We start from the raw sequence: 26310 nt of genomic DNA, 5'->3' as shown, positions 1-26310 counted from the left end.
GTACAAGTTTACGGAGCTGAGTCGCGAGGAGGTGCTGCGCATGCTGGGGTTTACTACTGAGGAACTGAAGCGGACGCGGTTTTATCGGGACGTCTATGCTGAGGTACGGGAAGAGGTCTATGCTGAGGTACGGGAAGAGGTCTATGCTGAGGCACGGGAAGAGGTCTATGCTGAGGCACGGGAAGAAGGTCGACAGGAAGGGCGACAGGAAGGGCGGCAGGAAGGGTTGCAGCAGGGAGAGACCCTCGTTGTCTTGCGGCTCCTAAGACGGCGGTTTGGCGAGTTACCAGCTGGCCTTGAGGAGCGCATTCGCCAGCTCTCTCCCCCTCAAATCGAAGCATTGGCAGAGGCTCTCTTGGACTTCACTGCCCTAGAGGAAGTGTTTGCGTGGCTAAATCGCTCTTCCTAGCCTAGGCATCATAAATCGCTAGTTGGAACATTTAAGTTGTGTGTTTGATCGTGTGGCAATAAGTATGATTGCTGTGCGCAACAATTTGAAAAATTGTCTGGAGGCTGAAATTTTTTACCAAGGAAAAACCATACTAATTACTAGCCTATTTCAGATCTATTGATCGCTCTATAACTAGTGGTAGGTTACTGCTCCCGTGCGTTGACTAGGTGCCCCTATGAAAAAGAATGACCGACGCTTTGGCCTCTCAAAACGGCAGTATCGCAAATTGACCCAAGCAATTCGTCATTTGCTTTACCAGCTGCGCCTCTGGATACGGCGACGGCTGGCACCCCTAGGGAGAGGGGGGCGGCAACTGCAGTTTGGGCGCCGGGGGTTTGTGTTGCCGACGGCGGTGATTGTGTTGGTGGTGCTGACATTAACGGTGGCAGCACTGATGATCCGCACGCTGAATCGCACCGCAGAGGTGGGGGGGCAACGGCAGACCATCCAAGTTTTGAATGCCACTGCACCGGCCATTGATAGGGCACGTGCCAAGCTAGAGTACTTCTTTAACCAAGATCCGCTGCGTCCGAATGGGGTGCCGGGGGAAGAAACCATTGAACAGATTATTGGCAATCGGCTAGGGACCCCCCGCAACCCCGACCCCTATACGATGGCTGACGAGCAGCGGATTGATATTAATGGCGATGGGCAGGTGGATAATGCTTGGGTGTTTCAACCCACTAGTGACTCGATCGTGGCCTACTCGATCTTGATGCGGCGACCGAGCAATGCGCAACTCGATCAATCGGATGCGCAAAAAGCTGGTCAATTGATCACCCGCAGTCGGCCAATGGGGATTACTGAACTGGGGAATCAGTGTAGTGAGCTGGGCGGCGCCGCAGGCCAACAGGTGGAAGTGGGCTGGGATGAAGTGGGCAGTGCTATTTTGCGCAAGAACTTTCAAATTAATGCCTTTGTTTATGAAAACCGCAATGGTGGTCAGGCGCTGTCGACGATTGAGTTTGTGCAGGAACGCCAAATGGAGCGGGGCAATAAATGGGGGGCATGGTTCCGCAATGATTTGGAGATTTTTCCGGGGCCGGTGTTTCGCTGGAATGGGGCACTGCACACCGAGGGGAGTGTCTTTTTGACGGGTGGTACTGGTTTCACCGCCTATCTGATTAGCGCGCCGAAGTCCTGTGTTTATACCCGCGCGGCTTCAGAGATTACGGCAACGGAAATCCGCAACCCAGAAACCAATGAGATTGAATTCCAAGGCCAATTTATGGCGGGGAGCTTGCGGGATAACAACACCAATGCGGGAACTGTTGAGATTCACTCTTACCGCGAGCCGCCCAGTGACCCCTACACCACTGAGCCGCCCAGTGACCCCTACACCACTGAGGAGCCGAATCCACTTGCTCCAAAGGTCAGGTTTAACGCGAGCCGCGACTCTGTAAAGAATGATTTCGTGCCTGCAAATGTCGCTCTCAACCCAGTGGCTATTGTGACCGAAGACCGCAGTCGGGCGCGCGGGAGTGATCCAACCAATGTGACGGTACGGGATCCTAACTGGTCGAATCAGTTTTATGTGCAGCAGGGGCGCTTTGACAATAAAACCCAACCTAAGCCCTACGTGGATGATACGTACCGCGCTGATGACCGCTATGGCCCTAAGCCCGTGTATGACGTCAAGATGCCTGCTTCTGATCCGCTGCGGCAAATTCCGCCAGGCGCTAAGGTGGGCGACCCGATTGAGGGGCGCGATCTGCTGACTCGTAATGTTGCCCCCCCCGACAGCCAAAATAAACGGGAGGATTTGGGACTGGATGGCTACTGGGAGCGGCGGGCACGCCAAGAAGGCCTACGAATCATTGTGGGAGAACGCTTGGAACTGGGCACACCTCTTGATCCACCTGCGGGTAATACCGCTAATAACAGCCGCCGCAACGAGTTTTATCAGCACCGCACGCTGCGGGATGATTTGGCAGCCGTGCAGGCCACAGCCATTTATCACTACAAAGCGAGGGGAACAACGGTTGACTCCACTATTCCCGATCCGTTTACGGAGCCTTATCCGGGGCAAAACACAGGGGGCTATGAGCCGATCGCCTGCTTGGCGACTACTCACCACCACGGCACACCGCAAACTGCCCTGCGCAGCATCATGTTCAACCAGTACGATGGCATTCCAGGCTTGTCCCCTAATTTCCGCTTCTTTGACTTCTTTACTGGGCGCGGCACCAATGGTTGGGAGTTTCAGCCTCCTAATTTCAACAGGCTTCTTAATCCCGACGATCCGATGCGAAAAGCGATGCGGAACCTCGTGGACTATGCCTATGCGAGTGATGGTGTGGATGGGGCGTTTCCGCCCAAACAGGAAATAGGGGGAACCACAATTCACCCCAATCCTGATAAGACTCGTGCTGGGAATTTCTCGAACCTTGACCGCGCGCTTCAACTCCTAGAGCAAAGAGGCAGCTTGAGCGCTCTAAGCTTGGCCGATCAAAGTACAATCCACACCGCAGGCTGTATGTTGGGAATGCTGGCTCATAGTGTGGATATTCTTGAAAAGCTTCACGATTCAGAATACTCAAGCCCCGAGCTGATTGACAACCCGAGTAATCTGAATCAGGCGATGAACAATTTGGATGGGGCGATCGGCAATTTGCGTAACGAAGGCAAAGTGACTTTCGATAGTGGTGCCATCAAGGTCAAGCGCAACGGCGCTGAGCCATTGAGCTATCGCGGGGGCTATTTGGATGCCAATGCCTACATCACCGCCCTGATCCCTAATGCTCCCCCTAATGATCGCTGGAGTGAGCGCCCGCTGCAAGAAACTAATGACGATGTCAATGCCCGTCTTGCCCGCTTAATTGCCCTCACGGAGCAGGTGAAATATGACCTTAATCCACAAGAGTACACGTGTGGAATTCCTATTCAGTATAGCAACTTGCGGAAGGCTTTTTGCCTAGGGCAAGAGAAACGAGGATTTGTGATTGGCCAGGAGTTTAAGATGCCGAACCCCGGTGAAATAGTGACTGTCAATACAGTGCCTCGTGTCAAGCTTGAAGATGCCCCCAGCTATAACTTTGACCTGCGCGACCCTGATGATAAGCGCAAAGTTGTCTATGTCACCGGTGCGGGGTGGATGATTCTGGAGAAGTTCGAGGATGATGGCCGTGGCAAAATCCTCACAGTAACGTTGAAAAACCTAGGCGTCCTAGGTAATGCGACAGGATCGATTCAAGCAGGAGCTTCTGCTTGGATTGTTAGTCCGCCTAACAACTCCTCGGAAACTGGTACTATCACCGTTGCCGTTCCGTTTCCCAATAACCCAAGCAATGACCCAAGCAACCCTACCGAGGTTACAATCACATACACGCTAGGGCCCACGCCACCGCCCACGCCACCGCCCCAACTCCAAGTTGGAGACATTGTGGCAATTCGCAGTCCCTCTGATCGCGTAGAGGGAGTCTTTAAGGTCATTGACAATCCTCCTCCTACTCCACCTACTCCACTTACTCCTGGGACAGCAACCCTACGCTACATTGGCGGCACAGAACGTACGGGTACGGGTATGGAGGACATTATTTCGGGCTCGACACTGGTGGTGCTCAAACGCCAAGGTGACAGTGACCTGCCTCTCGGTACCTTTAATACGGTGATTAAATATCCAGCGTTGCGGAAGATCTTCAACCCGCCCCCGCCGGGGGGGTCGTCTGTAACTCCGGGTGATATTAAAGCAACCCCACGAACAAATTTCCTTACCCCTACCGAGCCAGCTACTGGGACTCTAGTGAATAATATCCGCTATCCCAGCCGCCTGAATCAAATCATTGACTTTGACGGCAATGCCTACAACGTGGCCTTCCTTGATAACACCCTCTTCAATGGTCGTGAAGAGATGGCGGTGCGGGAAATGGATATTGACCTTAACCTGCTGCGGCGCACTTCTATTGGTGGGGATACATGGCTGCCGATGGGGGGCATTGTCTATGCCTTCCGGGAAGATGCAGTGCGCGAAGATGGCATTGCCCGACCTGCCATTACAGGTCAAAACTGGATGAATACTAATCCCAGCAATCCTCATGATCCCATCCGAGCCGCCAACGGCATTTCGACAAAACCAGTGGATTTCTTTGCGGATCCAATGCGGCGACCCAATGGCTTTCGATTGTGGAATGGCCGGCGCCTTGACCGCCAAGGAATTCCTGCCGAGAAGAATATCGCTGGTCTCTCCTTTATCAGCGATAACCCCGTGTATATTCAGGGGAACTTTAACCTCCACAGTACCAACGGCACAACAAACAATCTGGAGGAATTTACCACAACCCTAGACGCAAACTGGAGCAACTTCTATAGCCGTGATACGCTCGATAATCGCTTTGCTCGGCCTAACTCCGACACTTGGCGACCCGCAGAAATCCTCGGGGATGCGGTGACAATTCTCTCTGACAATTTCTGCAATGGCTCTGCCAATGATTATTTTGCTCAGGCTTACAACGATGGTATTCAAGGGCTTGGCAACAACTCCCCTGAAAACCTCGCCACAAACTATGTGCAAAACACTGGAAGTGACGCACGGGTTAACAACGGCAACAATCTTGGCCAAATCTACCTGACCTGTGCCAACAATGCAAACCTGCGCACCTCTTTCTTGAATGCCAACCGTCCTAGTGACGACTTACCTAGCAATACAGTTTGGCTGCGGGAAAGTCCCTTTGATCCCAGTTCACCGATTTACGTGGATCGCAATGGCACGCCTTGGGTCGTCAATCATAGGAGTGGTCAGCGGGTAGCTCGCAATGGTGACGTGTTGACCGCCTATCCCAGTGGCACGGGGGACCCTCCGACCCCGAATAGACCCTACGATGCTTATTACGGTTTTGACCAAAGCCGTTCCCGGAATGGGGCGCAAGATACCCAAGTCAATGCGGTAATCATCAGTGGCACTGTGCCTTCGCGACCGACCCAATCCTATGGCGGCATGCACAACTTCCCGCGTTTTCTGGAGGGATGGGGTAACCTTACCATTCAGGGATCCTTTATTCAACTCAACTTCTCGACCCAAGCCACAGGTCCTTTTGATCAAGACCAGTGGGAAATTCCCAACGATCCTCGCTGCCGCGATGTCAACACCGCCTTCAATTGTCCAGCGCAATCTGATGAGTTAATTCGGTACTACGGAGCGCCGACTCGACGCTGGGGCTATGACGTGGGTCTGCAGCTGGCACCGGCAGGGCCAGTGGCACGGCGATTTATTACCCCAGGGCGGCAACGCAATGAATTCTACACTGAGCTGCGTGCCGACGATCCCTATATCCTACGCCTACGCTGTGCCCAACGTCCTGACGGTAGTGGACGAGTTGATCCAACGGTGTCTAATTGTCCTGCCTAACGATGGAGGTGAGTTCGATGATTCGGCAATTGCAGCGGCTGCAGCCAGCCAATGGGGGGCTGACCTTGGTGGAGTGTTTGATTGCCATTCTGGTGGTGAACCTCTCTGTGGCCATGTTGGCCGCACCGCTGCTGTTGGTGGCGGCTACCCGCTTGCGCAATGATCGCATTAACCAAGCCACAGAGATTGCCCGTGGCGAGTTGGATCGGCTGCGGGTGATGATGGAGCAGGGCATCGACATTCGCGAAGACCGTGGCCTGCTGCCTCCTGCAAGCACTGTTGGCGCCTCCGTGAGTAATCCCTCCGTCCTCTCTAGGCAAGCCCCGCCCACCAGTCTGACAAGCTGCAACTTGCCCAACAATGCCACCACGGCCTGCGAGCGGCAGCTGAACAATGCCCGCTTTGGGGTGCAAATCTATCGCGGTACCCTGATTACCGACACTGCCCGCAGGGTCTTGGCTTACCCGGTGCAGGTGCGGGTCTATAGCGCTGCAGCCTTGCCGATGGAGCCAGAGAGCAACCCCGACCCTATTGAGCCAGAAGCGGTGATGATGACCAGCAGCATTGTGGGTGCCGAAAGACGGCCCTTGGCGGTGTTGACAACGGTGCTGCTGCGCAGTGACGCTCCTAACACCCTGCCGCTGATGGCTGTGCCGGAGGGAGATGGCGGTTCAGGTTCTGGTTCATAAGGTGTTGTTGTCGCAAAGAGGAGAGGTTGCAATGAAACTGCTGGGTTGGTGGCGGCGGCGATCCAAGGGCTTTACGATTACCGAGATTCTGGTTTCCTTGGTCATTGCCGGGGTGATCACCGCCTCCTTAGGCTCAATTTTAATCGACATGATCCAAACCGAAAGCCGCGAGGCTGCTTTGAATCAGCTGCGCCAAGACCTCAAGGCGACGCTGGATGTGATCAGTACGGATCTGTCCCAGGCAGTGTTTGTCTATAACGGCAACTGCTTAGCTGGCAGCGGCTCCTGTGGCGATACCTCCCGCTCTGAACCCCTGACAAACTACCTGCCCGACTTTCCAAATACCATGCGGCCGGTGTTGGCAATGTGGATTTTGGAGCCCTTTCCCTACTACCAAAACCAACTGGGGTATGCCCGATTCGTCATGCCGCGGGATTGCTCAAGGGTATGGTCAACAGATCAGGCAAATGCGAAAGCACACTGCCAAGAGCTGAGAAGTGGCCGCCGCAGTTATACCTTGGTGGTGTATTACATTGATACCGCTCGCCAGTCCTTTTGGTCACCGGAATCGGATTGGCAGGGGCAGGCACGACTCGTGCGCTACCAACTGCGCAAATATAAGGAAGCGGCGAGGGCTAGTGATGCTAACTACGACTGGCTGGGGATTAACCAGGGGTATGTTGACCCTACAGGAAGGACCAACTTTGCCCGCTGGCCAATTGATGTGCAAACTGGTGCCAATCTGCAATCTAGTCGCCCTGTCAAAAACATTGAGGGCTATCTACGGGTCACCGATTTGACGGTGGTCACAGACTTTATTGATACTGACACCAGTATGCCAAGGCCAGACTGCCCAACGGGGACAATTCGCACTCCCCGAGACACCAGTGATGCGCCGGCACCGGCAGGCTTTTTTGCCTGTGTGCAAGAGCGCGGCTCAAGCTTTAATGCCGCCACCTTTGTTTATCTGCGGGGCAATCCCCAGGGCTTGCCGGGGATCCGTGAAGAAGATATACAAAATCGGCCCGTGCTGACCACCACGGTGCTGAGCCGTTCGGTGCAAGGAAAAGTTCCCAATTTTTAGCTAACCGCCTAAGGAAAAGGAGCGCCGCAGCCATGAACAGCCGCCAACGGGGCTACACCATGACCGAGATACTGGTGGTCATTGTCCTGATTGCCATTCTTGTGGGCATTGGCACCATGACCCTGTTTCCACTGCTGCAACGGCAACGGGTGCGCGCCGCTGTGAATACTGCCCGCAATGTACTGCGCCTTGCCCAGGCCAATGCCAAAAGGGAAAAGCTGCCTTGGATAGCGGCATTTCGCAATACCGATTTTGGCCCGCAGTGGTCGACCAATCCCGTCAACCGGGATAGGAGGGACTGGCAGTGGCAGCCCCTAGTGGATGACGATGAGCAGTTGGTGATGGTCATGTACGCCACTGACTTTAACTCCACAGAGGTGGGGGAGGGGAATCGAATTTTGGAATGCTGGCAGCCCCAGGCGCGATCGGCGGCAGTCCAACAGTGTGAGTTGGCCTTTGACCATCAGGGGCGGGTGATCACGCCGGTGACGCCCCGGCGGATTGCCTTTAGCATCTATGCCTATGAAGACGAGTACCTCCAGTGCGTGCGAATACCAACCATTTTGGGGGGGATGCGCATTGAGCAGGGACAATCCTGTGGCGTGTATCGTGAGTAAGGTGTCGGTAGAGCAGTGTTGAAGAGTTAGAGATGGCTATGACAGAACATGGGGACAGGGGTAGGGACAGTGTATATCTGAAGCTGCTGTTTTTTCTGCAGGAGCGGCGGCGGTGGGGAGCCAATGGCGGATTGACGTTTCCGGAGGTGCTGGTGGTGATGGTGATTTTAGGGGTGATTGCCCTAATTGCCTTGCCTTCGCTGATGAATCAACGGCTCAAGGCACAACTGGCGGGGGCCAAATCAGCGGTGGGGGCAGTTAACCGTGCCCAGGAGGCCTACCGGGTGCGCCACAAAATTTTTGCCACCAAAATTGCCTATCTGGGTCTCTATAACACCCAAGGGGGGGGCTATAGGGTGGATGGCTACTATCCCTTGACGCTCACCTATGACCAAGTGAAGGAGGAAAATACTGGCCGCATCCTCCATGGTGGCGGTAATCCGTGGTATGCCGCTGTGCATGCCCAAGCCATTGATCCAGCAGGCAAGGGGGTGTCGGGCTGTGTCTGGGCGAAGCCGGGGGATTTTGGGGTCACGAGTGCTTCGGTGAAGGAGGGAAAAACGGCAGCACCCCCTGGGGATTGTTGGGAAGATCAGCCAGAAGGTTCTAATGACCCAGTCAAGTATTTTCCAATTCAGACAACGGAGTAATTTTAGGGGGTTAGAATGTCGACGATCGTCGAAAAGAGCGCAGGCGCAGAGCATTCATCACCACGGAGAAGGAACTAAAGGCCATTGCTGCACCGGCCACCATGGGATTGAGGAGCCAGCCGCTCAGGGGGTAAAGGATACCAGCGGCAATGGGAATGCCAGCCACATTATAGATGAAGGCGAAAAAGAGATTCTGGCGAATATTTTGGATGGTGGCGCGGCTGAGTTGTAGGGCGATGACAATGCCCTGAAGATGACCGGCAATGAGGGTGATGTCACTGCTGGCGATCGCTACATCGGTACCCGTGCCCAGAGCAATGCCCACATCGGCTTGAGCGAGAGCCGGGGCATCATTAATGCCATCCCCCACCATGGCCACGCACTTCCCTTGCCGTTGCAGTTCAGCAATGATCGCTGCCTTTTGATCGGGGCGGACACTGGCAACGTAATGCTCAATTCCCACTTGCTGGGCAATGGCCGCAGCTGTTACGGCCTGATCGCCCGTGAGGAGAATCACCTCTAATCCCATGCGCTTCAGGGCAGCCACTACCGCTGGGGCTTCGGGTTTCAGCGTGTCGGCAAGGGCGATCAGCCCCCTGACTTGGGCATCCACCGCTATCCAGATGACCGTTTTCCCCTGCTGTGCAAGGGTTTGAGCTTGAGGCTGCCAAGGGGTGATGTCAATCTTGTGGCCTGCTAGAAAGGCTGGCGTACCAATGAGCACCCATTGATCCTCAACCATGCCCTGTACCCCTTGACCAATCGTGGCCACAAAGTCGCGAACCGCTTGCGGCGATACCCCCTGCCCTTGGGCATACTCGACCACAGCGGCAGCCAAGGGATGTTCCGAGTGCCATTCCACACTGGCGGCCAGCCGCAAAAGGGTTGTGGCATCCGCCTGAGGATAAAAATCGGTGACGCTGGGATGGCCCTGGGTGAGGGTGCCTGTTTTGTCGAGAACCACAGTTTGCACCCGATCGGCCAGCTGGAGACTGCGGGCATCTTTAATCAAAATGCCATACTCCGCTGCTTTGCCGGTGGCCACCATGATTGAGGTGGGGGTGGCCAAGCCAAGGGCACAGGGACAGGCAATGATCAAAACGCCAATGGTGGTCAACAGGGCTAGGGTGGGATTGCGGCCAATGGTCAGCCACAGCAGCCCCGTCAGGAGAGCGATCGCCAGCACCGTCGGTACAAACCAAGCCGTGATGCGATCCGCCAGTTTTTGAATGGGGGCTTTTGAGGCCTGGGCCTGCTGCACCAGTCGAATCATTTGTGCCAAAAAGGTTTGCTGTCCCACCCGTGTAGCACGCATTTGTAGGCTGCCCGTTTGATTGAGGGTGGCACCAATGACCTCATCCCCCTCGCGTTTTTCCACCGCTAGGCTCTCCCCGGTCACCATGGATTCATCCACCGTCGAAGCCCCAGCCACAATCTCACCATCCACGGGAATTTTCTCGCCGGGACGCACCAGCAATCGATCCCCCACTTGCACTTCAATCAGGGGCACCTCCACGGCTTCCCCGTTACGAATCACCCGTGCCGTTTTCGGTTGCAGGGCGAGGAGTTTGCCAATAGCGGCAGCAGTTTCCCGTTTGGCGCGACTTTCGAGAAAGCGTCCCAAGAGAATCAGGGTAATGACGACGGCTGAGACTTCGTAATAGACCTCTGGCATGTGGCCATGGAAGGCTTGGGGAAAGAGCGTCCCAAAGAGCGAGTAGAAAAAGGCGACACTGGTGCCCAGAGCCACTAGGGTGTCCATCGTTGCTGTGCGATAGCGCAGTGCCCGCCAGGCGCCCTCATAAAAGGATTCGCCACTCCAAAACTGAATTGGCGCTGTCAGCAACAGTTGTACCCAAGGATGGTGCAGCCATGGGGGGATCCAAGGGAGATGCCAGCCCGTCATCATGGGTAGATTCCCCACTAGCAGTAGTAGGGTGGCGCCACCCGCAAAGAGGAGTCGGCGTTTGAGACGGTGCAGCTCAGCCCGATAGGTCAATTCTGCGGTGGCGGTGTCAGTTACCAAGCCTTCTTCAGGCAGTCGCTCTGCGTGATAGCCGGCTTTGGCGATCGCCCCCTGTAGATCTGACCAGGTCACTTGCTGGGGATCGTAGGTGACCGTGGCCTGAGCGGCGGCAAAATAAATTTCACAGTCCCTGACGCCCGGTAGCGATCGCAGGGCAGTTTCAACGACATTGGCGCAAGCGGCGCACTGCATCCCCTGCACCTTGAAGCTGAGCTGGGTGATCATTGGGGCGTATAACCGGCTTGGCGAATGGCACTGCGGATGTCTGCCGCTGCGGCTTGGGTCTCAATGGCTAGCTCTTTGGTTGCGAGATGGGCGGTAACAGTCGCACGGGTGTCAACCGCTTGAATCGCTTGGATAATGGCATCACGACAGGCGCCACAGGCCATGTCGGGCACGCGCAGCTTGAGAACCATGGTGATCTTCCCCTGACACTCCTGCGATTCATCGTGAAGTCTCCAGTGAACGAGAGAGTCAAGGGGGAGTCCGGCTAATTTTGTTCAACGGCTAGGGGCTGGTCTTGGCGGTTTAAGGCATTGGCGATCGCCACCAATTCCTGCTCAAAGGCCAACTGGGCGCGATTGGTGCGGCCACCCACATAGAGGAGATCGGTTTCCTGCAGCCCCCACACCTGGGAGTGGGACACATAGCTCATGATCACCCCCGCCATCAACAGGGCAAAGCCCGCATAAAACAGGGGAATCCCCGGATCGGCTTTAATTTGTAGCCCTGTACTGCCCACAAGTTCAATCAACGTCAGCGTCACACCGTTAATCTCTGTACTCATGCCGGTGCGCAAGCTGGTGAGAAACTCGCCCTTAGGGCTGTAGATGAGCACCGTGCCTTGGAGATCCCGCGCAATCAGGGAAATCCCCTCCGAGAGATCCGGTTTCGTGGGCAGCCATGTGCCCCAAAGACGACCTTTGCCTTCTGTGTCCAGCTGGGCCATTGGCAGTTGCAGCACGGGACTGTTGTTCAGGCGAAAGCGAATGGCGGCAATACTCCAGTCCGCCTGATAGAGGGTGACCCCGCCATACTTCAAGGGCTGGTTGACATGGATTGTGCCCCGCTTCACCTCCTGACCGTCGGCATCCAGTACCGAGAGATCCGAGTAGAATTGGTCAATGTCACCCGCATCAGTGTAATCAATCCAAAAGCGATTCACCTTGACCGACCAGTGTTGGGGGATGCGCGCCAGTGGCCCCGCCTGCACAATGTGCTGAAGATGAAAGGTTTCACCACTGGGAATCAGTTCCTGCGCCATAAAGCCCGTCAGCGCCCCCAAAATCCCCCCCAGCAAAATCAGAATCATACTGGCATGAACCACAATCGGGCCTATGCGACCAACAATGCCTTTGCGGGCATAGAGTTGATTATCGGTTTGCCAGACGCGGTAGCCTCTCTGAGTCAAGGCAGCGGCCAGTTCCTTGAGGGAGCCTTGGGAAATCGTGGTGCTCAGGGCCAGTTTGGTGAATTGACGCGGTTGGGAGTAGTACTGCCAGCGTTGGGCGGTGGTGAGGGCAGGCACCTGCCGAGTGAAGGTACAGGCCGTTAAACTCGCCCCAAAGAGCACCAACAGAGTGAGATACCAAGGGGTGCGATAGACATGATCTAGCCCTAGGGCTAGCAGCACCCGCCAACTGAGAAAACCAAACAGGGCAGGGTCTGCGGGATAGTTTTCTTGGTAGAAGCTGAGGGATTGCCCCTGCTCAATCACAGTGCCAGCGATACTGGCGATCGCAATCACCAGCAGCAGGAGAATCGCTAGGCGCAGATCACCTAGGAGGGCAAGCACACGGCGCAACACAGGGGCACTGATCCTCATTTAGCTTGGCCAATTCACCCAGTCTTGGGGCTTGAGAAAGGTGGTGTACAGTTCCGCTTCGCGGCTGTTGGGTTCCGGGGTATAGCCGTATTCCCAGCGGACAAGGGGGGGCAGAGACATCAAAATAGACTCGGTGCGGCCATTGGTTTGTAGGCCGAAGATGGTGCCGCGGTCATAGACTAGGTTGAATTCCACATAGCGGCCGCGCCGATAGAGCTGAAATTGCCGCTGGCGATCGCCATACTCGAGGTGACGCCGCCGTTCCACAATCGGTAGGTAGGCTTCTAGAAAGGCTTGGCCACAGCTTTGAATAAAGGCAAACAGGTCTTCCCACGAACGATTGCCGATGGAACCGACCTTTTGACTGTAGCGAGCAGCTTCGCCATGGGGATCAGGGCCGCGGTAAAGCTCGCGATCGCTGCCATCTTGGTAGTCAAAGAAAATGCCGCCCACGCCACGGGTCTCGCCACGATGCTTGAGGTAGAAGTATTCATCACACCAGCGTTTGAACACAGGGTAGTACTCGCTGTGGTGGCGATCGCAGGCAGCCTTATGCACCTGATGAAAGTGTTTCGCATCCTCAGCAAAGGGGTAGTAGGGGGTCAAATCTGCGCCACCGCCAAACCACCACACAGGACCTGCTTCAAAGTAGCGGTAGTTCAAATGCACCGTTGGCACATAGGGATTGCGGGGATGGAGCACCATGGAGGTACCCGTGGCATAGAAGCCATGACCCGCTGCCTCTGGCCGCTGCGCCAAGATTGAGGGCGGCAATTGCTCCCCCCACACCTCTGAGAAATTAACGCCCCCCTGCTCTAAGAGCTGACCATTTTTCATCACCCGCGAGCGACCACCGCCCCCTTCGGGACGTTGCCAACTGTCCTCTTGAAACTGGGCACCGCCATCGGCTGCCTCTAGAGCCTGACAAATCTGATCCTGGAGGTCTTTCAAAAAAGTCGCTGCCCGTTGACGCGAGTCGCTGGGCACAGCAGGGGTAGCAGAAGTGGCAACAGTCATAGTAAATATCGAAATCCTAATAAACGGTCTTCAGTGTCAAAAAAAAGTCGCTTCAAAGCGTGTCTAGGCTTTATTGTACTGTTCTGCCAGCAACTGGGCGAGCTTGGCGGCAAGGGCAGCTACCCACTGTTCATCCTGTTTGGTATAGCGGCGGGGGGCATTAGTGCCGAGAATCATCACCGTTTGCGCATCCACCGGTTGGCAGATCACCCCTTGGGTATTGGGGGGCAAATAGTCAAATTCAATGCGTCCGGGGTAAAGGGCTAAATTCACTAAATAGATGGGGCGTTGGGTTTGCAGGGCGCGCTGCACAATGGCACCCGTGGCCGTCATTGGTTTGGGCCCCAGAATACCGCGCCGCAGGAGGGGGCGATCGGCGCGCCAAATGACAATGGACTTTGTCGGCGTATTCTTCAGCAAGGTATAGGACAGCCACGCCAGCTCTGTTTTCAGGGCAGCATCCAGATCATCGGCAAGTTCAAATCCCTCTTCCCCTTCAAGGATCACCGCTTCCGCAGGACGGGGCTGCACCCGCTGCCAAATCAGCGTCGTCAAAATCAAGACCGCCGCAAGGATCACCCCCACGACATCGGCACGGGCTTGGGAAGGGGTCAGCAGGGGGGTCAAGAGGCGATTGATGAGGAGAAGTGTGCCCCCCAAAACCCCCGTTGCAAGGGGTAAATAGCGGAGAACTTGGTCATTCATCTAGAATTTTGAAAAATTTTTCAGTAGCAACGTAACTATCTATTATTCCCCAATGCCAATCTCACAGTGGTAGGAGTGAATTGCGGAATGAAAGCACAAGGCTTCCTAAAAGCTGGCCAGCGAGCGATCGCGGTTATTGGATGGGTGAGTTTGAGTCTTTGGGGTCGTCTCCCCTTTGCCCTTGCTACTGCTCCTCCACCGGCGGTCACCGCTCCCCTACGTCTAGAAATCAGCCTATCACGGCGCCAATTGACCCTCTATCAAGGACAAACTCCCCTGCGCCGGTATCCCGTGGCCGTAGGTCGTCCGGGGTGGGAAACCCCCACAGGTCAATTTCAAGTGCGGGAGATGATTCGCGATCCGGCTTGGAAAAATCCCTTTACCGGGGCAGTGATTGCTGGTGGACATCCCCGCAACCCCTTGGGGCGGCGTTGGATTGGCTTTTGGAGTGATGGCACCAATTGGGTTGGGTTGCACGGTACCCCCCATCCGGATTCCATTGGTCATGCGGTTTCCCACGGTTGCGTGCGGATGTACAACCGCGACATTGAGGAGCTTTTTGAGAAAGTCAAGCCGGGTGTGCCTGTGATTGTGGTGCGCTAGAAAGGGGCAACAAGGGCAGCGCCAAAAAAGACGACGGCGATCGCATCCACCAGACCATGCAGGAGAACGCCCGCCCAGAGGCGCTGGGTACAGGCAAAGGTGAGGCAGTAAAAGAGGGAGGCCAAGGTTGCCATGATGATATACACCGCTCGGTAGGCCATGAGGGGCAGTTGAATATCGGCATTCGGCTCATTGCCTACATGGAGAATACCAAAAAGCAGCGAACAAATGAGAATGGCACCCCAAGCAATGACCACCGGCCGCTGGCGATCGCCCCCATAGTGCTGCCACAGATCCCGCACGAAAATCATCAAACCACTGCGAAAGAGCACCTCCTCAAAAATGCCCACCCGCATTGCAAAGAGGCTGACATAGACAAACACCGCCAAAGGCGAAGGCGTCAAGTTAAATTTCGCCAAGGGCAAAAAGCCCAATAGACTCCCCAAGGGCACCATGGTTACCAAAGCCGCCAAGAACATTGCCGCCAATAAACGAGCATCGCACCAGCGGGGTTCAAAACTATAGCCAAAGTGCGATCGCCCCAGCCCCCTGCCAAAAATGATCACCAAAATAAACAGTTGCAGTGCCACAAAAGGGCCAAAGCGAAAGTAGGGGGTCGAGAACCAGTAGAGGCTAAAAAGCGAGACCGCAATTAGGGGAATGTCGTGCAGTCCCAATCCCGTGGGGGTCGCCCGTGGCGGGTGTCGCCGCTGCCAATCGCCCCAAGCACATAGGAGCAAATAGATAGGGGTAATGATGAATCCTTCTGTGTACGCTTTGGGGAAGGCTGGCGAAATCAACCCACTGTGGCTGAGCAACAAATAAAGTGCTGCTCCACTGATCCAAGCCCACAACACTGGTGTCGGTGTGGTTTGCTGCTGCAAGAGGACAGGGACGCGCACCATGGCCCAGACGCCTCCGAGAAAGATCAGCAAGTTCAGCCACGGCTGATCAGCAAAGATTAAATTGGTGAGAACCCGCTGCCAAGGAAAGCGGCCTGCTTGGGGGAGAATCAAGCCAATGGCAATGTACAGTGCCAAACTGAGGAGTAACCGCCCCGGCCAGCGTTGGGTCATCTTATTAAAATCCCGCTGGCCACTTGCCCACCATAGCACTGGAAAACCACCAATGATCACGACGGCGGCGGCCTCCACCACACTTTCGAGCCACGGCCAAGGGGTTGCAGACAAATCGTGCAGGTAAAGGAGTTGTGCCCAAAACCACAGCCCACAGGCAGCGATCGCCATCTGTTGCTCGCGGTTCGCAGAAAACCGCGGTGAACGGAGAAAGGCTTGGGGTGCGCTGGCTAGCCACTGACTGACCGTCTGTTTAGGCTGGCTGGTGAGGTTGGGAATCGGCATTCGAGAACCATCGCGATCGCAACTGCGGGCATAGCGTTATAATCAAGGCTTATTCCCAACAGGTGGGAATGCTTTATCTTGACCGAAATTGTTGCCATTTGTGCACCCCGCAACTGCATTTTGCCATGACGACCCCCACCCTTGATCGTGATCGGCTCAGCCAACAACTCAAAGATTTAGAAGCCAAAGCCCTACAGGCGATCGCTGCAGCTCGCACCCTCGATACCCTAGAGCAACTGCGCGTGGCTTACTTGGGCAAAAAAGGCGAACTCTCACAAATTCTCGCCCTTATGGGCAAACTGCCCCCTAGCGATCGCCCCACCATTGGTGCCCTCGCCAACACCCTCAAGGAAAAACTGCTCCAAGAACTAGAAGCCCGCCGCGAAACCCTGCAAGCCGAAAAAATTGCTGCGCAACTGGCGGCTGAAAGCCTTGATGTCACCCTGCCGGGCGTCTATCGTCCCCAAGGGCACATTCATCCCCTCAATAGCACCATTGACCGCATCCTCGATATTTTTGTGGGTCTCGGCTATACCGTTGCCAATGGCCCCGAAATGGAAACTGACTACTACAACTTTGAGGCGCTGAATACACCTGCAGATCACCCGGCTCGCGACATGCAGGACACCTTCTACCTGCCCGATGGCAATCTGCTGCGCACCCACACCTCCTCGGTGCAGATTCGCTACATGGAACTCAATGATCCGCCCATTCGCATTGTTGCTCCCGGCCGTTGTTATCGGCGGGATACGGAGGATGCCACCCACGCGGCTGTGTTCCATCAGATTGAGATTTTGGCAGTGGATGAGGGGCTGACCTTTACCGACCTCAAGGGTACCGTCACGACGTTTCTAGCGGCACTCTTTGGCGATGTTCCCATTCGTTTCCGAGCCAGCTATTTCCCCTTTACCGAACCCTCGGCGGAGGTGGATGTGCAGTGGCAGGGACGCTGGTTAGAGGTGATGGGCTGTGGCATGGTGGATCCTGCTGTGCTCAAAAATGTCGGCTACGATCCAGAGGTCTACACGGGCTTTGCCGCCGGATTCGGTGTGGAGCGGTTTGCCATGGTGCTGCATCAAATTGATGATATTCGCCGCTTCTACACCAGCGATTTGCGCTTTCTGCGGCAGTTTTAGGAGGATAGGGCCTTGGCTGAACCCCGTCTGCTGGCTGTCCTCAATGGCAAGGGAGGCGTTGGTAAAACCACAACGGCAATCAACCTAGCAGCCACCTATGCCGAGCAGTACAAAGTGTTGTTGGTGGATACGGATCCCCAAGCCTCAGCCACGTGGTGGTTTCAGCGCAGTGGCCAGTCCATGGGCTTCGATCTCGCCCAGGAGCTTAACCCCAAACTCCTCAGCAGGGTACGCCAGCTTTCTGGCTATGACCTGATTGTTGTCGATACGCCGCCGGCCTTAGCCTCCAGTGCCCTAGCAGCGGTGGTACCGATCGCCGACTATCTGGTGCTGCCCACCCCCCCCGCCCCCATTGACCTTGCCGCCCTCATTGAAACAGTGAAGCAAGTGGTGCAACCGTCTAACGTTCCCCACCGCGTCCTGCTCACCCGCGTTGATCCCCGCTGTGTCAATGAAGCCCTCGAAGCCCAAAATACGCTCTTGCAGTTGGGGGTAGCAGCCTGTCACTCCTTTATCCGCGCCTACAAAGCCCACGAACGGGCGGCTCTCGACGGCGTACCCATTACCCAATGGAAGGGCAAGCAGGCGAAGGAAGCTCAAGCGGATTACCGCCGCGTTGCTGAAGAGTTACAGCGGGACTGGCGATAGGGGCAAGGGTAGCAAAGGCAACCAAACCCCCAAAGGGGAATCTGTACTCTAAAATCTAGATCCGCACTTAAATGATTTTGTTCTCCCTTGTATCCGAATTGAGGTCAACAGCGCGTGGACACAACCGTACTCAGCCAATACCGTCAGCAAACCCAAGAACGTGCTGCCTTGGGCATTCCCCCCTTGCCCCTGACGGCGGCAGAAACCTCGGCGGTTTGTGATCTACTGCAACACCCCCCAGCGGGCGAAGAAGACTACCTACTGCACCTGATTCGCGATCGCGTGCCCCCCGGTGTCGATGAAGCGGCCTACATTAAAGCCGGCTTTTTGACGGCGATCGCCAAAGGAGAACTCACCAGTCCCCTCATCACTCCCGTTGCAGCGGTGGAACTCCTAGGGACAATGCTGGGGGGCTACAACGTTCAATCCCTCATTGAGCTGCTGCGCCATGAAAACCCAGAACTTGCCCGTGCGGCGGCCACTGCCCTCAGTCATACCCTCTTGGTCTATGACGCCTTTCACGATGTCCAAGACCTGATGCACCAAGGCAACCCCTACGCCCGTCAGGTGATGGAATCCTGGGCCAATGGGGATTGGTTTACCTGCCGTGATCCGCTGCCGGAGGCCATTACTGTCACCGTTTTTAAGGTCGCCGGTGAAACCAATACCGATGATCTTTCCCCTGCCCCCCATGCCACCACCCGCCCCGATATTCCGCTGCACGCTACGGTGATGCTGGAAAGCCGCTTGCCGGGGGCACTGCAAATCATTGCCGAACTGAAGCAAAAGGGCTACCCCCTTGCCTATGTGGGGGATGTGGTTGGCACCGGTTCCTCCCGCAAGTCCGCCACCAACTCTGTGATTTGGCACATTGGTCGCGACATTCCCTACGTTCCCAATAAGCGCACAGGGGGCGTCTGTCTCGGTGGCAAAATTGCGCCCATTTTCTTCAACACCATGGAGGACTCCGGCGCCCTGCCCATTGAGTGCGATGTTACCCGCATGAATATGGGGGATGTGATCACGATCTACCCCTACCGCGGCGAAATCACCAATGCAGCGGGGGAGGTCATCAGTACCTTTACCCTCAAACCCGAGACCCTCTTGGATGAAGTGCGAGCGGGGGGGCGCATTCCCCTTCTCATTGGGCGTACCCTCACCGACAAAGCACGGGCTGCCCTTGGCCGAGAACCCAGTCCCCTCTTTACTCGTCCCAAGCCCCCCGTTGAGAGCAGTAAGGGCTATACCTTGGCACAAAAGATTGTCGGTAAAGCCTGTGGTCTCCCCGGCGTCCGCCCCGGCACCTACTGTGAACCGGTCATGACAACGGTTGGCTCCCAAGATACGACAGGCCCAATGACCCGCGATGAACTCAAGGAGCTGGCCTGCCTTGGCTTTGGTGCGGATTTGGTATTGCAAAGTTTCTGCCATACGGCGGCTTATCCCAAGCCCGTTGACATCAAAACCCACAAAGAACTGCCGGACTTTATGACCTCGCGAGGGGGCGTCTCGCTACGACCGGGAGATGGCATTATTCACTCTTGGCTCAACCGCATGCTGCTGCCGGATACCGTGGGCACGGGGGGCGATTCCCATACCCGTTTTCCCTTGGGCATTTCGTTCCCAGCAGGTTCTGGCTTGGTCGCCTTTGCAGCGGCCTTGGGGGTGATGCCTTTGGATATGCCGGAGTCGGTGCTCGTGCGCTTCAAAGGTGCGTTGCAACCGGGGGTGACGCTGCGGGACATTGTCAATGCCATTCCCTATGTGGCCATTCAGCAGGGTAAGCTCACCGTTGCCAAGGAGAATAAAAAGAATGTTTTCTCCGGACGGATCATAGAAATGGAGGGGCTGCCGCACTTGCAACTGGAGCAGGCCTTTGAACTGACCGATGCCACAGCGGAGCGATCGGCCGCAGGGTGCACGATTAAACTCAGTGAAGAAACGGTGGCAACCTACCTGCGATCGAATGTAGCCCTCCTGAAAAATATGGTGGCCCGTGGCTACGGCGATGCGCGTACGATTCTACGGCGGGTGAAAAAGATGGAGGCATGGCTGGCCAATCCCAGTCTCCTCTCGGCGGATGCGGATGCCGAGTATGCCGATGTGATTGAGGTGGATCTAGATCAAATCAAGGAACCCCTTGTGGCTGCCCCCAATGACCCCGACAATATCAAAACCCTCTCCGAATGTGCCGGCGATCCAGTGCAGGAGGTCTTTATTGGCTCCTGTATGACCAATATTGGCCACTACCGTGCCGCTGCCAAGGTACTGGAAGGAGAGGGGGCGGTGAAGGTGCGCCTCTGGATTGCACCCCCCACCCGCATGGATGAGCAGCAGTTGCGCGAAGAGGGCTACTACGGTATTTTTGCTGCTGCTGGGGCACGCATGGAGATGCCGGGCTGCTCCCTGTGCATGGGCAACCAAGCCCGCGTTGCTGATCACACCACGGTTTTCTCCACCTCCACACGGAACTTTAATAACCGCATGGGCAAAGGGGCACGGGTCTATTTGGGATCCGCAGAGCTAGCAGCAGTTTGTGCCCTACTGGGGCGCATTCCCACCCGCGAGGAGTACCTAGAGATTGTGACGCGGAAAATTGATCCCTTTGCAGCGGATCTCTATCGCTACCTCTACTTTGACCAAATTCCCGACTACGAAAACCAAGGCCGCCTCATTTCCAAGGAGGAGGAAGCGAAGCTACTGGCCAGTATTGGCGGCTAGCCGTTGATCTACATCCAATGGGAGAGGCCAATGCCGGCTTCCACAAAAAGAAACCCGAGGATAGGCGTACTCAGCCAGTACAGCCACGCAATGCGGGGGTAGCCTTCACGGCGCAGGTTCGATACCTCGAGGGTAAACGTAGAAAAGGTGGTCAAAGACCCCAAAAAACCGACAGTGATGCCATGGCTGAGCCACAGCGGTGCCCCCCAACGGGCTAAAACAGGGCTCAAAAAGCCCATAAGAAAGGCACCCATGAGATTCACGCTCAGGGTACCGAAGACAAGGGTGCCAAAGCGGCGATCGCTCCACAGACCCACATAATATCTGGCCAAGGCACCGGGCACCGCTCCAATGGCAATGGCCAATACACTCTCAGGTGCGATCATCCCACTTCTCCCAATGGGCTAGACTCCGCAGCGTTAGGCGGCTCCCCAACTCCAGTGCTAATAATCCCAGCCCTGTACTGCCGAGCCAGTAAAAACCCTCGACTGCCGCATCTGTGATTCCCAAGAGCTTGTCGTTATCCAACTCGTAGGATGAAAAGGTTGTGTAGGAACCAATAAACCCCGTTGTCAATAGCAAGCGCAAATCGGGATGCAGGACAAAGGTGCGGGCAAAGGCAAGGGGAGCAATCACCCCCAGCAGAAAGCAACCCGTGACATTGACGACGAGCGTAGCAAAGGGCACATTACCCGTAAGATAGGGTTCCAAATAGGCCTCTAGTAAAAAGCGGCTTAAGGCCCCCGGAATCGCACCCAAACTGACAGCTAAGGCCGGTCGCAATCGGGGATGCATAGGGATCACGAGCGGGGTTCCTCCACAATCAGCACGGGTCGGGTTGAGGTCTCAAGAATACTCTGGCACACAGATCCCATGAGCACGCGCTTCAGACCCCCTTGACCATGTTTGCCAAGGATAATTTCGGTCACGTTGTAGAGGGTTGCCGTATCCAAAATGGCTTGGGGAATTGGGCCAGCGGTCACAATGAAACGATAGCGAATGTCTGCGAGGTACTGCTTGACTTGGGCTTGGAGTGTGGCCACTGCCTTGGGATCAGGAACATCCTGCACATGGAGCACAATCACTTCCGCATCAGCACGCCGCGCTAATTCCGCCGTCTTTTGGAGAACGTAGGGGGTGACACTCGAAACATCCACCGGTGCTAAGAGCACAACCCGTGGTTGCAGCAGAACTTTGGTGGCATCCACCTCGCCCTTTTGCAGGAGCTTTGGTGCAAACGTGGGAATTGCCCATGCCCCCAAGGGAGCCGTAATCAGGATCGAGAGAACCGCGATCGCCAGCATCGTTTCACCCCCCGCCACCCCAGCGGATAAGGGTAAAGCACCGATCGCCGCTTGCACCGTTGCCTTTGCGGAATTCCCCGGCAGCAAAAAGAGGCGTTCGGAGAGTGTCCAATGACTGCCAAGGGTGGAAAGATACCAACCGATGCCCCGCCCAATCAAGGTACCCACCGCCAAAATCACCAAACCCACACCGAGGGAACTTTGCAACACCCCTAACTGGACACTGGCACCCAACAGCACGAAGAGAAAAATCTCTGCCACCTGCCACAGCACATCAAAGCCGCCCCGCAATTGCCGCGCTAGGGGGGCATCCATCTCAATCAAGAAGAAGCCGGCACTCATCACCGCAAGGTAGCCGGAAAACAACGGCAGGCGATCGGCCAAGCCCACCGCTCCCAAGGCCACTGCTGCTGCCACGAGGGTTGTTTGCACCCGATTTTGACTCCAGTTTTGCTTGACCAACAAAAAGACCAGCGCCCAGGCCAAGCCATAGCCCACGATCAAGCCACCACCAATTTCAAGGAGTGCCTGCACACTCACCCCCAAGGCGGGCGGCAAAGCCCCTAGGAATCCTCCCTCATGCTCAGACCCCATCAGCAGACTAAACAGCAGCAGTATGACTACATCGGAAATAGCACTGCCCGAGAGAATCGCATCACTAATCCCCTTGTCCACGCCCCAGCCCAAACTTTTTAGCCGTAGCATGCCCGGCACAATGACAGCCGGGGACTCCGGTGCCACGATCGCCCCCAACAATAGCCCTTGGCGCAAATCAAATCCCAGTAGCAGCATCGCCACCCCAGCCACAACGACCATTTCACACAGTGCGGGTAATACACCGAGGCGTAGCGCCACCGTGCCCTGTTGTGCCAACTTCTGACGATCCAAGCCCAGCCCCGCCTTCATCAAAATCACCATCACCGCAACAGTACGGAAGGTGGGGGCTGCCGTTAGGACATCGGTTTGCAACAGATTCAAGGCTGCAGGCCCGAGGACAATCCCCACGAGAATCATGCCGATCAAGGCCGGTGCCCCTAGTCGCCGTGCCAACTGACCCCCAAAGAATCCCAGCATGAGAATCAGGGCAAGGGTTTCTAGAATGGCTGACATCGCTGCAAACTTCGCTGTGACACCGAACCCTACCCTATCGGATGATCAGGTCAATTTCCAATGCCCAGCGTCCGTAGCGATCGCTGCAAATCCCTTATACACTCTATAGTGCTTGGTTATTGGCGGAGCATAGGCAAAATGACATATTGCTTGGGAATTCTCACCACGTCGGGTCTGGTGATGGCGGCAGACTCTCGCACCAATGCGGGGGTGGATTACATTTCCACCTATCAGAAACTCTTTGATTTTTCGGTGCCGGGGGAGCGGGTGATTGTCATTTGTACCGCTGGTAACCTTTCAATTACTCAGGAAGTGCTCACGCTCATTCGTCGTGATCTCAAGGGTCAGTTGGAGCACAGTCTCAACTCGCTGCCCAATATGTACGAGGTAGCCCGCTATGTCGGTGGTAAGCTGCGGGAGGTCACCGATAGTCATCGCCCTTGGTTGGCCAAAGATAACATTGACTACCAATGCACATTTCTGGTGGGGGGGCAAATTCGTGGCGAGGAACCCTACCTCTACCTGATCTACAGTCAGGGCAACTTTCTGCAAGCGACCCCCGAAACTCCCTTTCTTCAAATTGGTGAAACAAAATATGGCAAGCCGATTTTAGACCGCACGTTGCGCTTCGATACGCCGGTAGATGCGGCGGCAAAGTATGCACTGCTCTCCCTTGATTCAACGATGAAATCCAATATCTCCGTCGGCCCCCCCCTTGACCTGATCATGTACCGCACCGATAGCTTTCAGATCTGTCACCGCGCCGAATTTGTCTTGGGTGATCCTTTTTTGTCGAAGGTGCGGCAGTTCTGGGAGGCCTCCCTGCGGCGAGCTTTTGAGGAAATGCCCGACATTGAATGGAATCGGCGTCAACCCTCCCCCACGTCCTCAATGGTGCTACCAACACCAGAAACCCTTGTTGCAGATTAGAAAAAGCCAACTATGACATCTCCTTCGTTAGCGCAGCAAGTAGCAGCTCTCGGCATTGATCACATTCAGCGGCATCTATTCCTATGTGCTGATCAAACCAAACCCCTGTGCTGTGACAAGGCAGTGGGTTTAGAAGCATGGGAGTATTTGAAAAAACGCCTCAAGGAATTGGGCTTGGATCAACCGCGCCCAGAGGGCTGTATTTTTCGCACAAAGGCCAATTGCCTACGGGTGTGTCAACAGGGCCCCATTTTAGTGGTCTATCCCGATGGCGTCTGGTATCACTCGGCAACGCCAGCAGTTATTGAGCGGGTGATTCAGGAGCATGTGCTGAGGGGGCAGATTGTCCAAGAGTATCTACTGGCGTCACCACCGCCCGAAAGAGCAGGCGATCGCCCCACCAATAGCCCGCATGGCTAATGCGCACAGGGGTGCCTTCCTCTAAGGGCACGCGATCGCTCTGGTGCTGGTGCGGATCAAAGGGAACACAGGCTCCAACCTCACCAATCAACCGAATCCCCCACTGCTCGAGGAGTTGAAACACCGGCTTCACAAGGGGCAAAATTCTCTGGGCGGGGGCAGTGGGGTTTTGGCTAGCGGCGTAGGCGGCAGTGGGCCAGAAACGCAGAAATGGCTCCAGAATCTGAAGAGCTTGGTGTTGCAGGGCAGCCTCAGGGGACGCTTCACCATAAAACCACTGCCAAAACTCCAAGGGCGTCACCCCCAGAACCTGGGCAAGGTGTTCGAGGGTCTCTAGGCGCAAGCGACGCAGCTCCCCTGACCAAATGGCATTGGCTTGGTGGCGGGTAAATCCTTTACGGCGTAGTTGACTCTTGCGGGTAATGCCGGCCATGGCGAGGCGGGCTTGCAGGCGTTGGCTCATGGTTCTAGTCGCTGCCCCGTTTGCTCATCAAAGAAGTGGAAATGCTGGGGATCAGGACGCAAATACAGGCGATCGCCCCGCTGAATCGGCTGTTGTCCTGGTAAGCGCACCCGCAACGTTTCTCCTGTCGCACAGAGGTGAACCGTCAAGCCCGTTTCATGGCCAAGGGCTTCCACGAGATCCACTTGAACGGGCAGGACATCGGTCTCTTCAGCGGTGGCCAGCGCGAAATGTTCTGGACGAATCCCTAACCATGCCTTCGCTGTCGAGGGGAAGGGCGGGTTCAAGGACAACTGCCAATGGTGGTACTGAATCTTCCCTTGGTTGAGGGTCACGGCTAAGAAATTCATTGGCGGTGAGCCAATAAACTCAGCGACAAAGCGATTGGCAGGGCGTTGATACAGGTCGAGGGGGCTGGCAATTTGTTGGATTTGACCTTGGTGCAGCACCACAATGCGATCGCCCATCGTCATTGCTTCCGTTTGATCATGGGTCACATAAATGGTTGTGATGCCCAATTGCTGCTGCAGTTGGACAATTTGAGCGCGGGTTTCGGTGCGCAGCTTGGCATCAAGGTTTGAAAGCGGTTCATCCATCAAAAACACTTGGGGATTGCGGGCCATGGCTCGTCCGAGGGCCACCCGCTGCTTCTGACCACCGGACAGTTGTTTGGGATAGCGATAGAGCAAGTGACCAATTTGCAACATCGCCGCAATCTGCATCACCCGCTGGTGAATCATGCGTTCGCGGGGAAAAGACAGTTGCATCCCCTTGGGGAGCGATCGCGTCCAGCGCGTCAAAGTTGCTTCAATGGGGGCGGGGAGGAGGCCATTCATCTGGGCGTTACGGCGCAAGCCAAAGGCCAAGTTGTCATAGACCGTCAAGTGGGGATAAAGAGCATAGCTTTGAAAAACCATGGCAATGTCCCGCGCTTTGGGCGGTAAACCATTGACCACGCGATCGCCCACCCAAATTGTGCCCGTGGTTGGTTCATCCAAACCCGCAATGAGCCGCAGCAGGGTACTTTTGCCACACCCCGAAGGCCCCACCAGCACCAAAAACTCGCCCGCACCGACCCTCAGATCAATCCCTTGCAGCACCGTGACATCATGCCCGCGCTGGGGGTCGCGATAGACCTTGGTCAGTTGTTCAAGGCGTACACCGGTCACGATCGCTATCCTAGAGGGGCTAATTGGCTAGAATCCC

At 55.7% G+C, this 26310-nt stretch carries 23 protein-coding genes; 12 read left to right on the top strand and 11 right to left on the bottom strand.

What is annotated here, in order from left to right; translation table 11 throughout:
• The 6 genes from RHK62_RS08755 to RHK62_RS08730 all read left to right on the top strand — a co-directional run.
• Window positions 1-409: DUF4351 domain-containing protein (locus RHK62_RS08755; RefSeq protein ID WP_310453590.1), on the top strand; the 409-nt coding region annotated here is incomplete at its 5' end.
• 217 nt (window positions 410-626) lie between these two features.
• Window positions 627-5795, top strand: a complete 5169-nt coding sequence (gene hpsA, locus RHK62_RS08750; RefSeq protein WP_310453589.1) for a hormogonium polysaccharide biosynthesis protein HpsA — start codon at window positions 627-629, stop codon at window positions 5793-5795.
• A 17-nt stretch (window positions 5796-5812) separates the two neighbouring features.
• Window positions 5813-6484, top strand: coding sequence for a hypothetical protein (locus tag RHK62_RS08745; protein WP_206199637.1), 672 nt, complete (start codon window positions 5813-5815; stop codon window positions 6482-6484).
• Between the two features lie 31 nt (window positions 6485-6515).
• Entirely contained in the window at window positions 6516-7568 is a 1053-nt protein-coding gene (locus RHK62_RS08740) for a type II secretion system protein (protein WP_310453588.1), read from the top strand.
• A 32-nt stretch (window positions 7569-7600) separates the two neighbouring features.
• A complete protein-coding gene (locus RHK62_RS08735) occupies window positions 7601-8185 on the top strand; it encodes a type II secretion system protein (protein ID WP_310453587.1) in 585 nt (194 codons plus the stop codon).
• A gap of 32 nt (window positions 8186-8217) precedes the next feature.
• Window positions 8218-8835, top strand: coding sequence for a prepilin-type N-terminal cleavage/methylation domain-containing protein (locus RHK62_RS08730; RefSeq protein ID WP_310453586.1), 618 nt, complete (start codon window positions 8218-8220; stop codon window positions 8833-8835).
• A 10-nt stretch (window positions 8836-8845) separates the two neighbouring features.
• Here the strand turns inward: RHK62_RS08730 and RHK62_RS08725 are convergent, their stop codons facing one another.
• The 5 genes from RHK62_RS08725 to RHK62_RS08705 all read right to left on the bottom strand — a co-directional run bounded on the left by RHK62_RS08725 (window position 8846) and on the right by RHK62_RS08705 (window position 14408).
• Entirely contained in the window at window positions 8846-11086 is a 2241-nt protein-coding gene (locus tag RHK62_RS08725) for a heavy metal translocating P-type ATPase (RefSeq protein ID WP_310453585.1), read from the bottom strand.
• Complete coding sequence (locus tag RHK62_RS08720; RefSeq protein ID WP_206199632.1) at window positions 11083-11277, bottom strand: heavy-metal-associated domain-containing protein; 195 nt, start codon at window positions 11275-11277, stop codon at window positions 11083-11085. Before RHK62_RS08720 ends, RHK62_RS08725 begins: the two co-directional genes overlap by 4 nt.
• Window positions 11278-11351: 74 nt before the next feature.
• A complete protein-coding gene (locus RHK62_RS08715; RefSeq protein ID WP_310438292.1) occupies window positions 11352-12686 on the bottom strand; it encodes a cytochrome c biogenesis protein in 1335 nt (444 codons plus the stop codon).
• Complete coding sequence (gene hemF / locus RHK62_RS08710; RefSeq protein WP_302677950.1) at window positions 12687-13703, bottom strand: oxygen-dependent coproporphyrinogen oxidase; 1017 nt, start codon at window positions 13701-13703, stop codon at window positions 12687-12689.
• Window positions 13704-13766: 63 nt separating this feature from the next.
• The gene (locus RHK62_RS08705; RefSeq protein ID WP_302677949.1) at window positions 13767-14408 is read right to left on the bottom strand and encodes a cofactor assembly of complex C subunit B; all 642 of its coding nucleotides are present in this window, start codon (window positions 14406-14408) and stop codon (window positions 13767-13769) included.
• A gap of 87 nt (window positions 14409-14495) precedes the next feature.
• On the opposite strand from RHK62_RS08705, the gene RHK62_RS08700 reads away from it, so the two are divergent.
• A complete protein-coding gene (locus RHK62_RS08700; RefSeq protein WP_225901523.1) occupies window positions 14496-15011 on the top strand; it encodes a L,D-transpeptidase in 516 nt (171 codons plus the stop codon).
• Here the strand turns inward: RHK62_RS08700 and RHK62_RS08695 are convergent.
• On the bottom strand, window positions 15008-16372 hold the full coding sequence (locus tag RHK62_RS08695; protein WP_310453584.1) for a CPBP family intramembrane glutamic endopeptidase: 1365 nt from the start codon (window positions 16370-16372) through the stop codon (window positions 15008-15010). The genes RHK62_RS08700 and RHK62_RS08695 overlap by 4 nt on opposite strands.
• Before the next feature lie 125 nt (window positions 16373-16497).
• On the opposite strand from RHK62_RS08695, the gene pheS reads away from it, so the two are divergent.
• The 3 genes from pheS (at window position 16498) to acnB (ending at window position 20877) form a co-directional block, all read left to right on the top strand.
• Window positions 16498-17508 (top strand): phenylalanine--tRNA ligase subunit alpha, encoded by a 1011-nt coding sequence (gene pheS / locus RHK62_RS08690; RefSeq protein ID WP_206199627.1) that lies wholly within the window; start codon window positions 16498-16500, stop codon window positions 17506-17508.
• Between the two features lie 12 nt (window positions 17509-17520).
• Complete coding sequence (locus RHK62_RS08685) at window positions 17521-18156, top strand: ParA family protein (RefSeq protein WP_302676284.1); 636 nt, start codon at window positions 17521-17523, stop codon at window positions 18154-18156.
• A 114-nt stretch (window positions 18157-18270) separates the two neighbouring features.
• Window positions 18271-20877, top strand: coding sequence for a bifunctional aconitate hydratase 2/2-methylisocitrate dehydratase (acnB, locus tag RHK62_RS08680; protein ID WP_310453583.1), 2607 nt, complete (start codon window positions 18271-18273; stop codon window positions 20875-20877).
• Between the two features lie 8 nt (window positions 20878-20885).
• Here the strand turns inward: acnB and RHK62_RS08675 are convergent, their stop codons facing one another.
• The 3 genes from RHK62_RS08675 to RHK62_RS08665 are packed head-to-tail and all read right to left on the bottom strand — an operon-like array spanning window position 20886 to window position 23291.
• Window positions 20886-21263, bottom strand: a complete 378-nt coding sequence (locus tag RHK62_RS08675; RefSeq protein ID WP_302677948.1) for a CrcB family protein — start codon at window positions 21261-21263, stop codon at window positions 20886-20888.
• On the bottom strand, window positions 21250-21672 hold the full coding sequence (gene crcB / locus RHK62_RS08670) for a fluoride efflux transporter CrcB (protein ID WP_206199624.1): 423 nt from the start codon (window positions 21670-21672) through the stop codon (window positions 21250-21252). The genes RHK62_RS08675 and crcB overlap by 14 nt, the downstream gene beginning before the upstream one ends.
• 5 nt (window positions 21673-21677) lie before the next feature.
• On the bottom strand, window positions 21678-23291 hold the full coding sequence (locus RHK62_RS08665; protein WP_310453582.1) for a cation:proton antiporter: 1614 nt from the start codon (window positions 23289-23291) through the stop codon (window positions 21678-21680).
• Between the two features lie 138 nt (window positions 23292-23429).
• Here RHK62_RS08665 and RHK62_RS08660 point away from each other — a divergent pair, with 138 nt between their 5' ends.
• Both RHK62_RS08660 and RHK62_RS08655 read left to right on the top strand, forming a co-directional pair.
• Complete coding sequence (locus RHK62_RS08660) at window positions 23430-24221, top strand: proteasome-type protease (protein ID WP_190278070.1); 792 nt, start codon at window positions 23430-23432, stop codon at window positions 24219-24221.
• Window positions 24222-24233: 12 nt separating this feature from the next.
• Window positions 24234-24641, top strand: a complete 408-nt coding sequence (locus RHK62_RS08655; protein WP_149820658.1) for a ferredoxin — start codon at window positions 24234-24236, stop codon at window positions 24639-24641.
• On the opposite strand, the gene RHK62_RS08650 is transcribed toward RHK62_RS08655, so the two are convergent.
• Both RHK62_RS08650 and RHK62_RS08645 read right to left on the bottom strand, forming a co-directional pair.
• A complete protein-coding gene (locus RHK62_RS08650; RefSeq protein ID WP_310453581.1) occupies window positions 24523-25104 on the bottom strand; it encodes a helix-turn-helix domain-containing protein in 582 nt (193 codons plus the stop codon). The genes RHK62_RS08655 and RHK62_RS08650 overlap by 119 nt on opposite strands.
• A complete protein-coding gene (locus RHK62_RS08645; RefSeq protein ID WP_206199622.1) occupies window positions 25101-26273 on the bottom strand; it encodes an ABC transporter ATP-binding protein in 1173 nt (390 codons plus the stop codon). The genes RHK62_RS08650 and RHK62_RS08645 overlap by 4 nt, the downstream gene beginning before the upstream one ends.
• Between the last annotated feature and the right edge of the window lie 37 nt (window positions 26274-26310).

It is taken from the genome of Thermosynechococcus sp. HY213 (genome assembly GCF_031460975.1).
In the GTDB taxonomy this organism is placed as follows: Bacteria; Cyanobacteriota; Cyanobacteriia; order Thermosynechococcales; family Thermosynechococcaceae; genus Thermosynechococcus.
The sequence above is the reverse complement of the archived record's forward strand: the minus strand, read 5'-3'. Positions and strand labels throughout refer to the sequence as shown.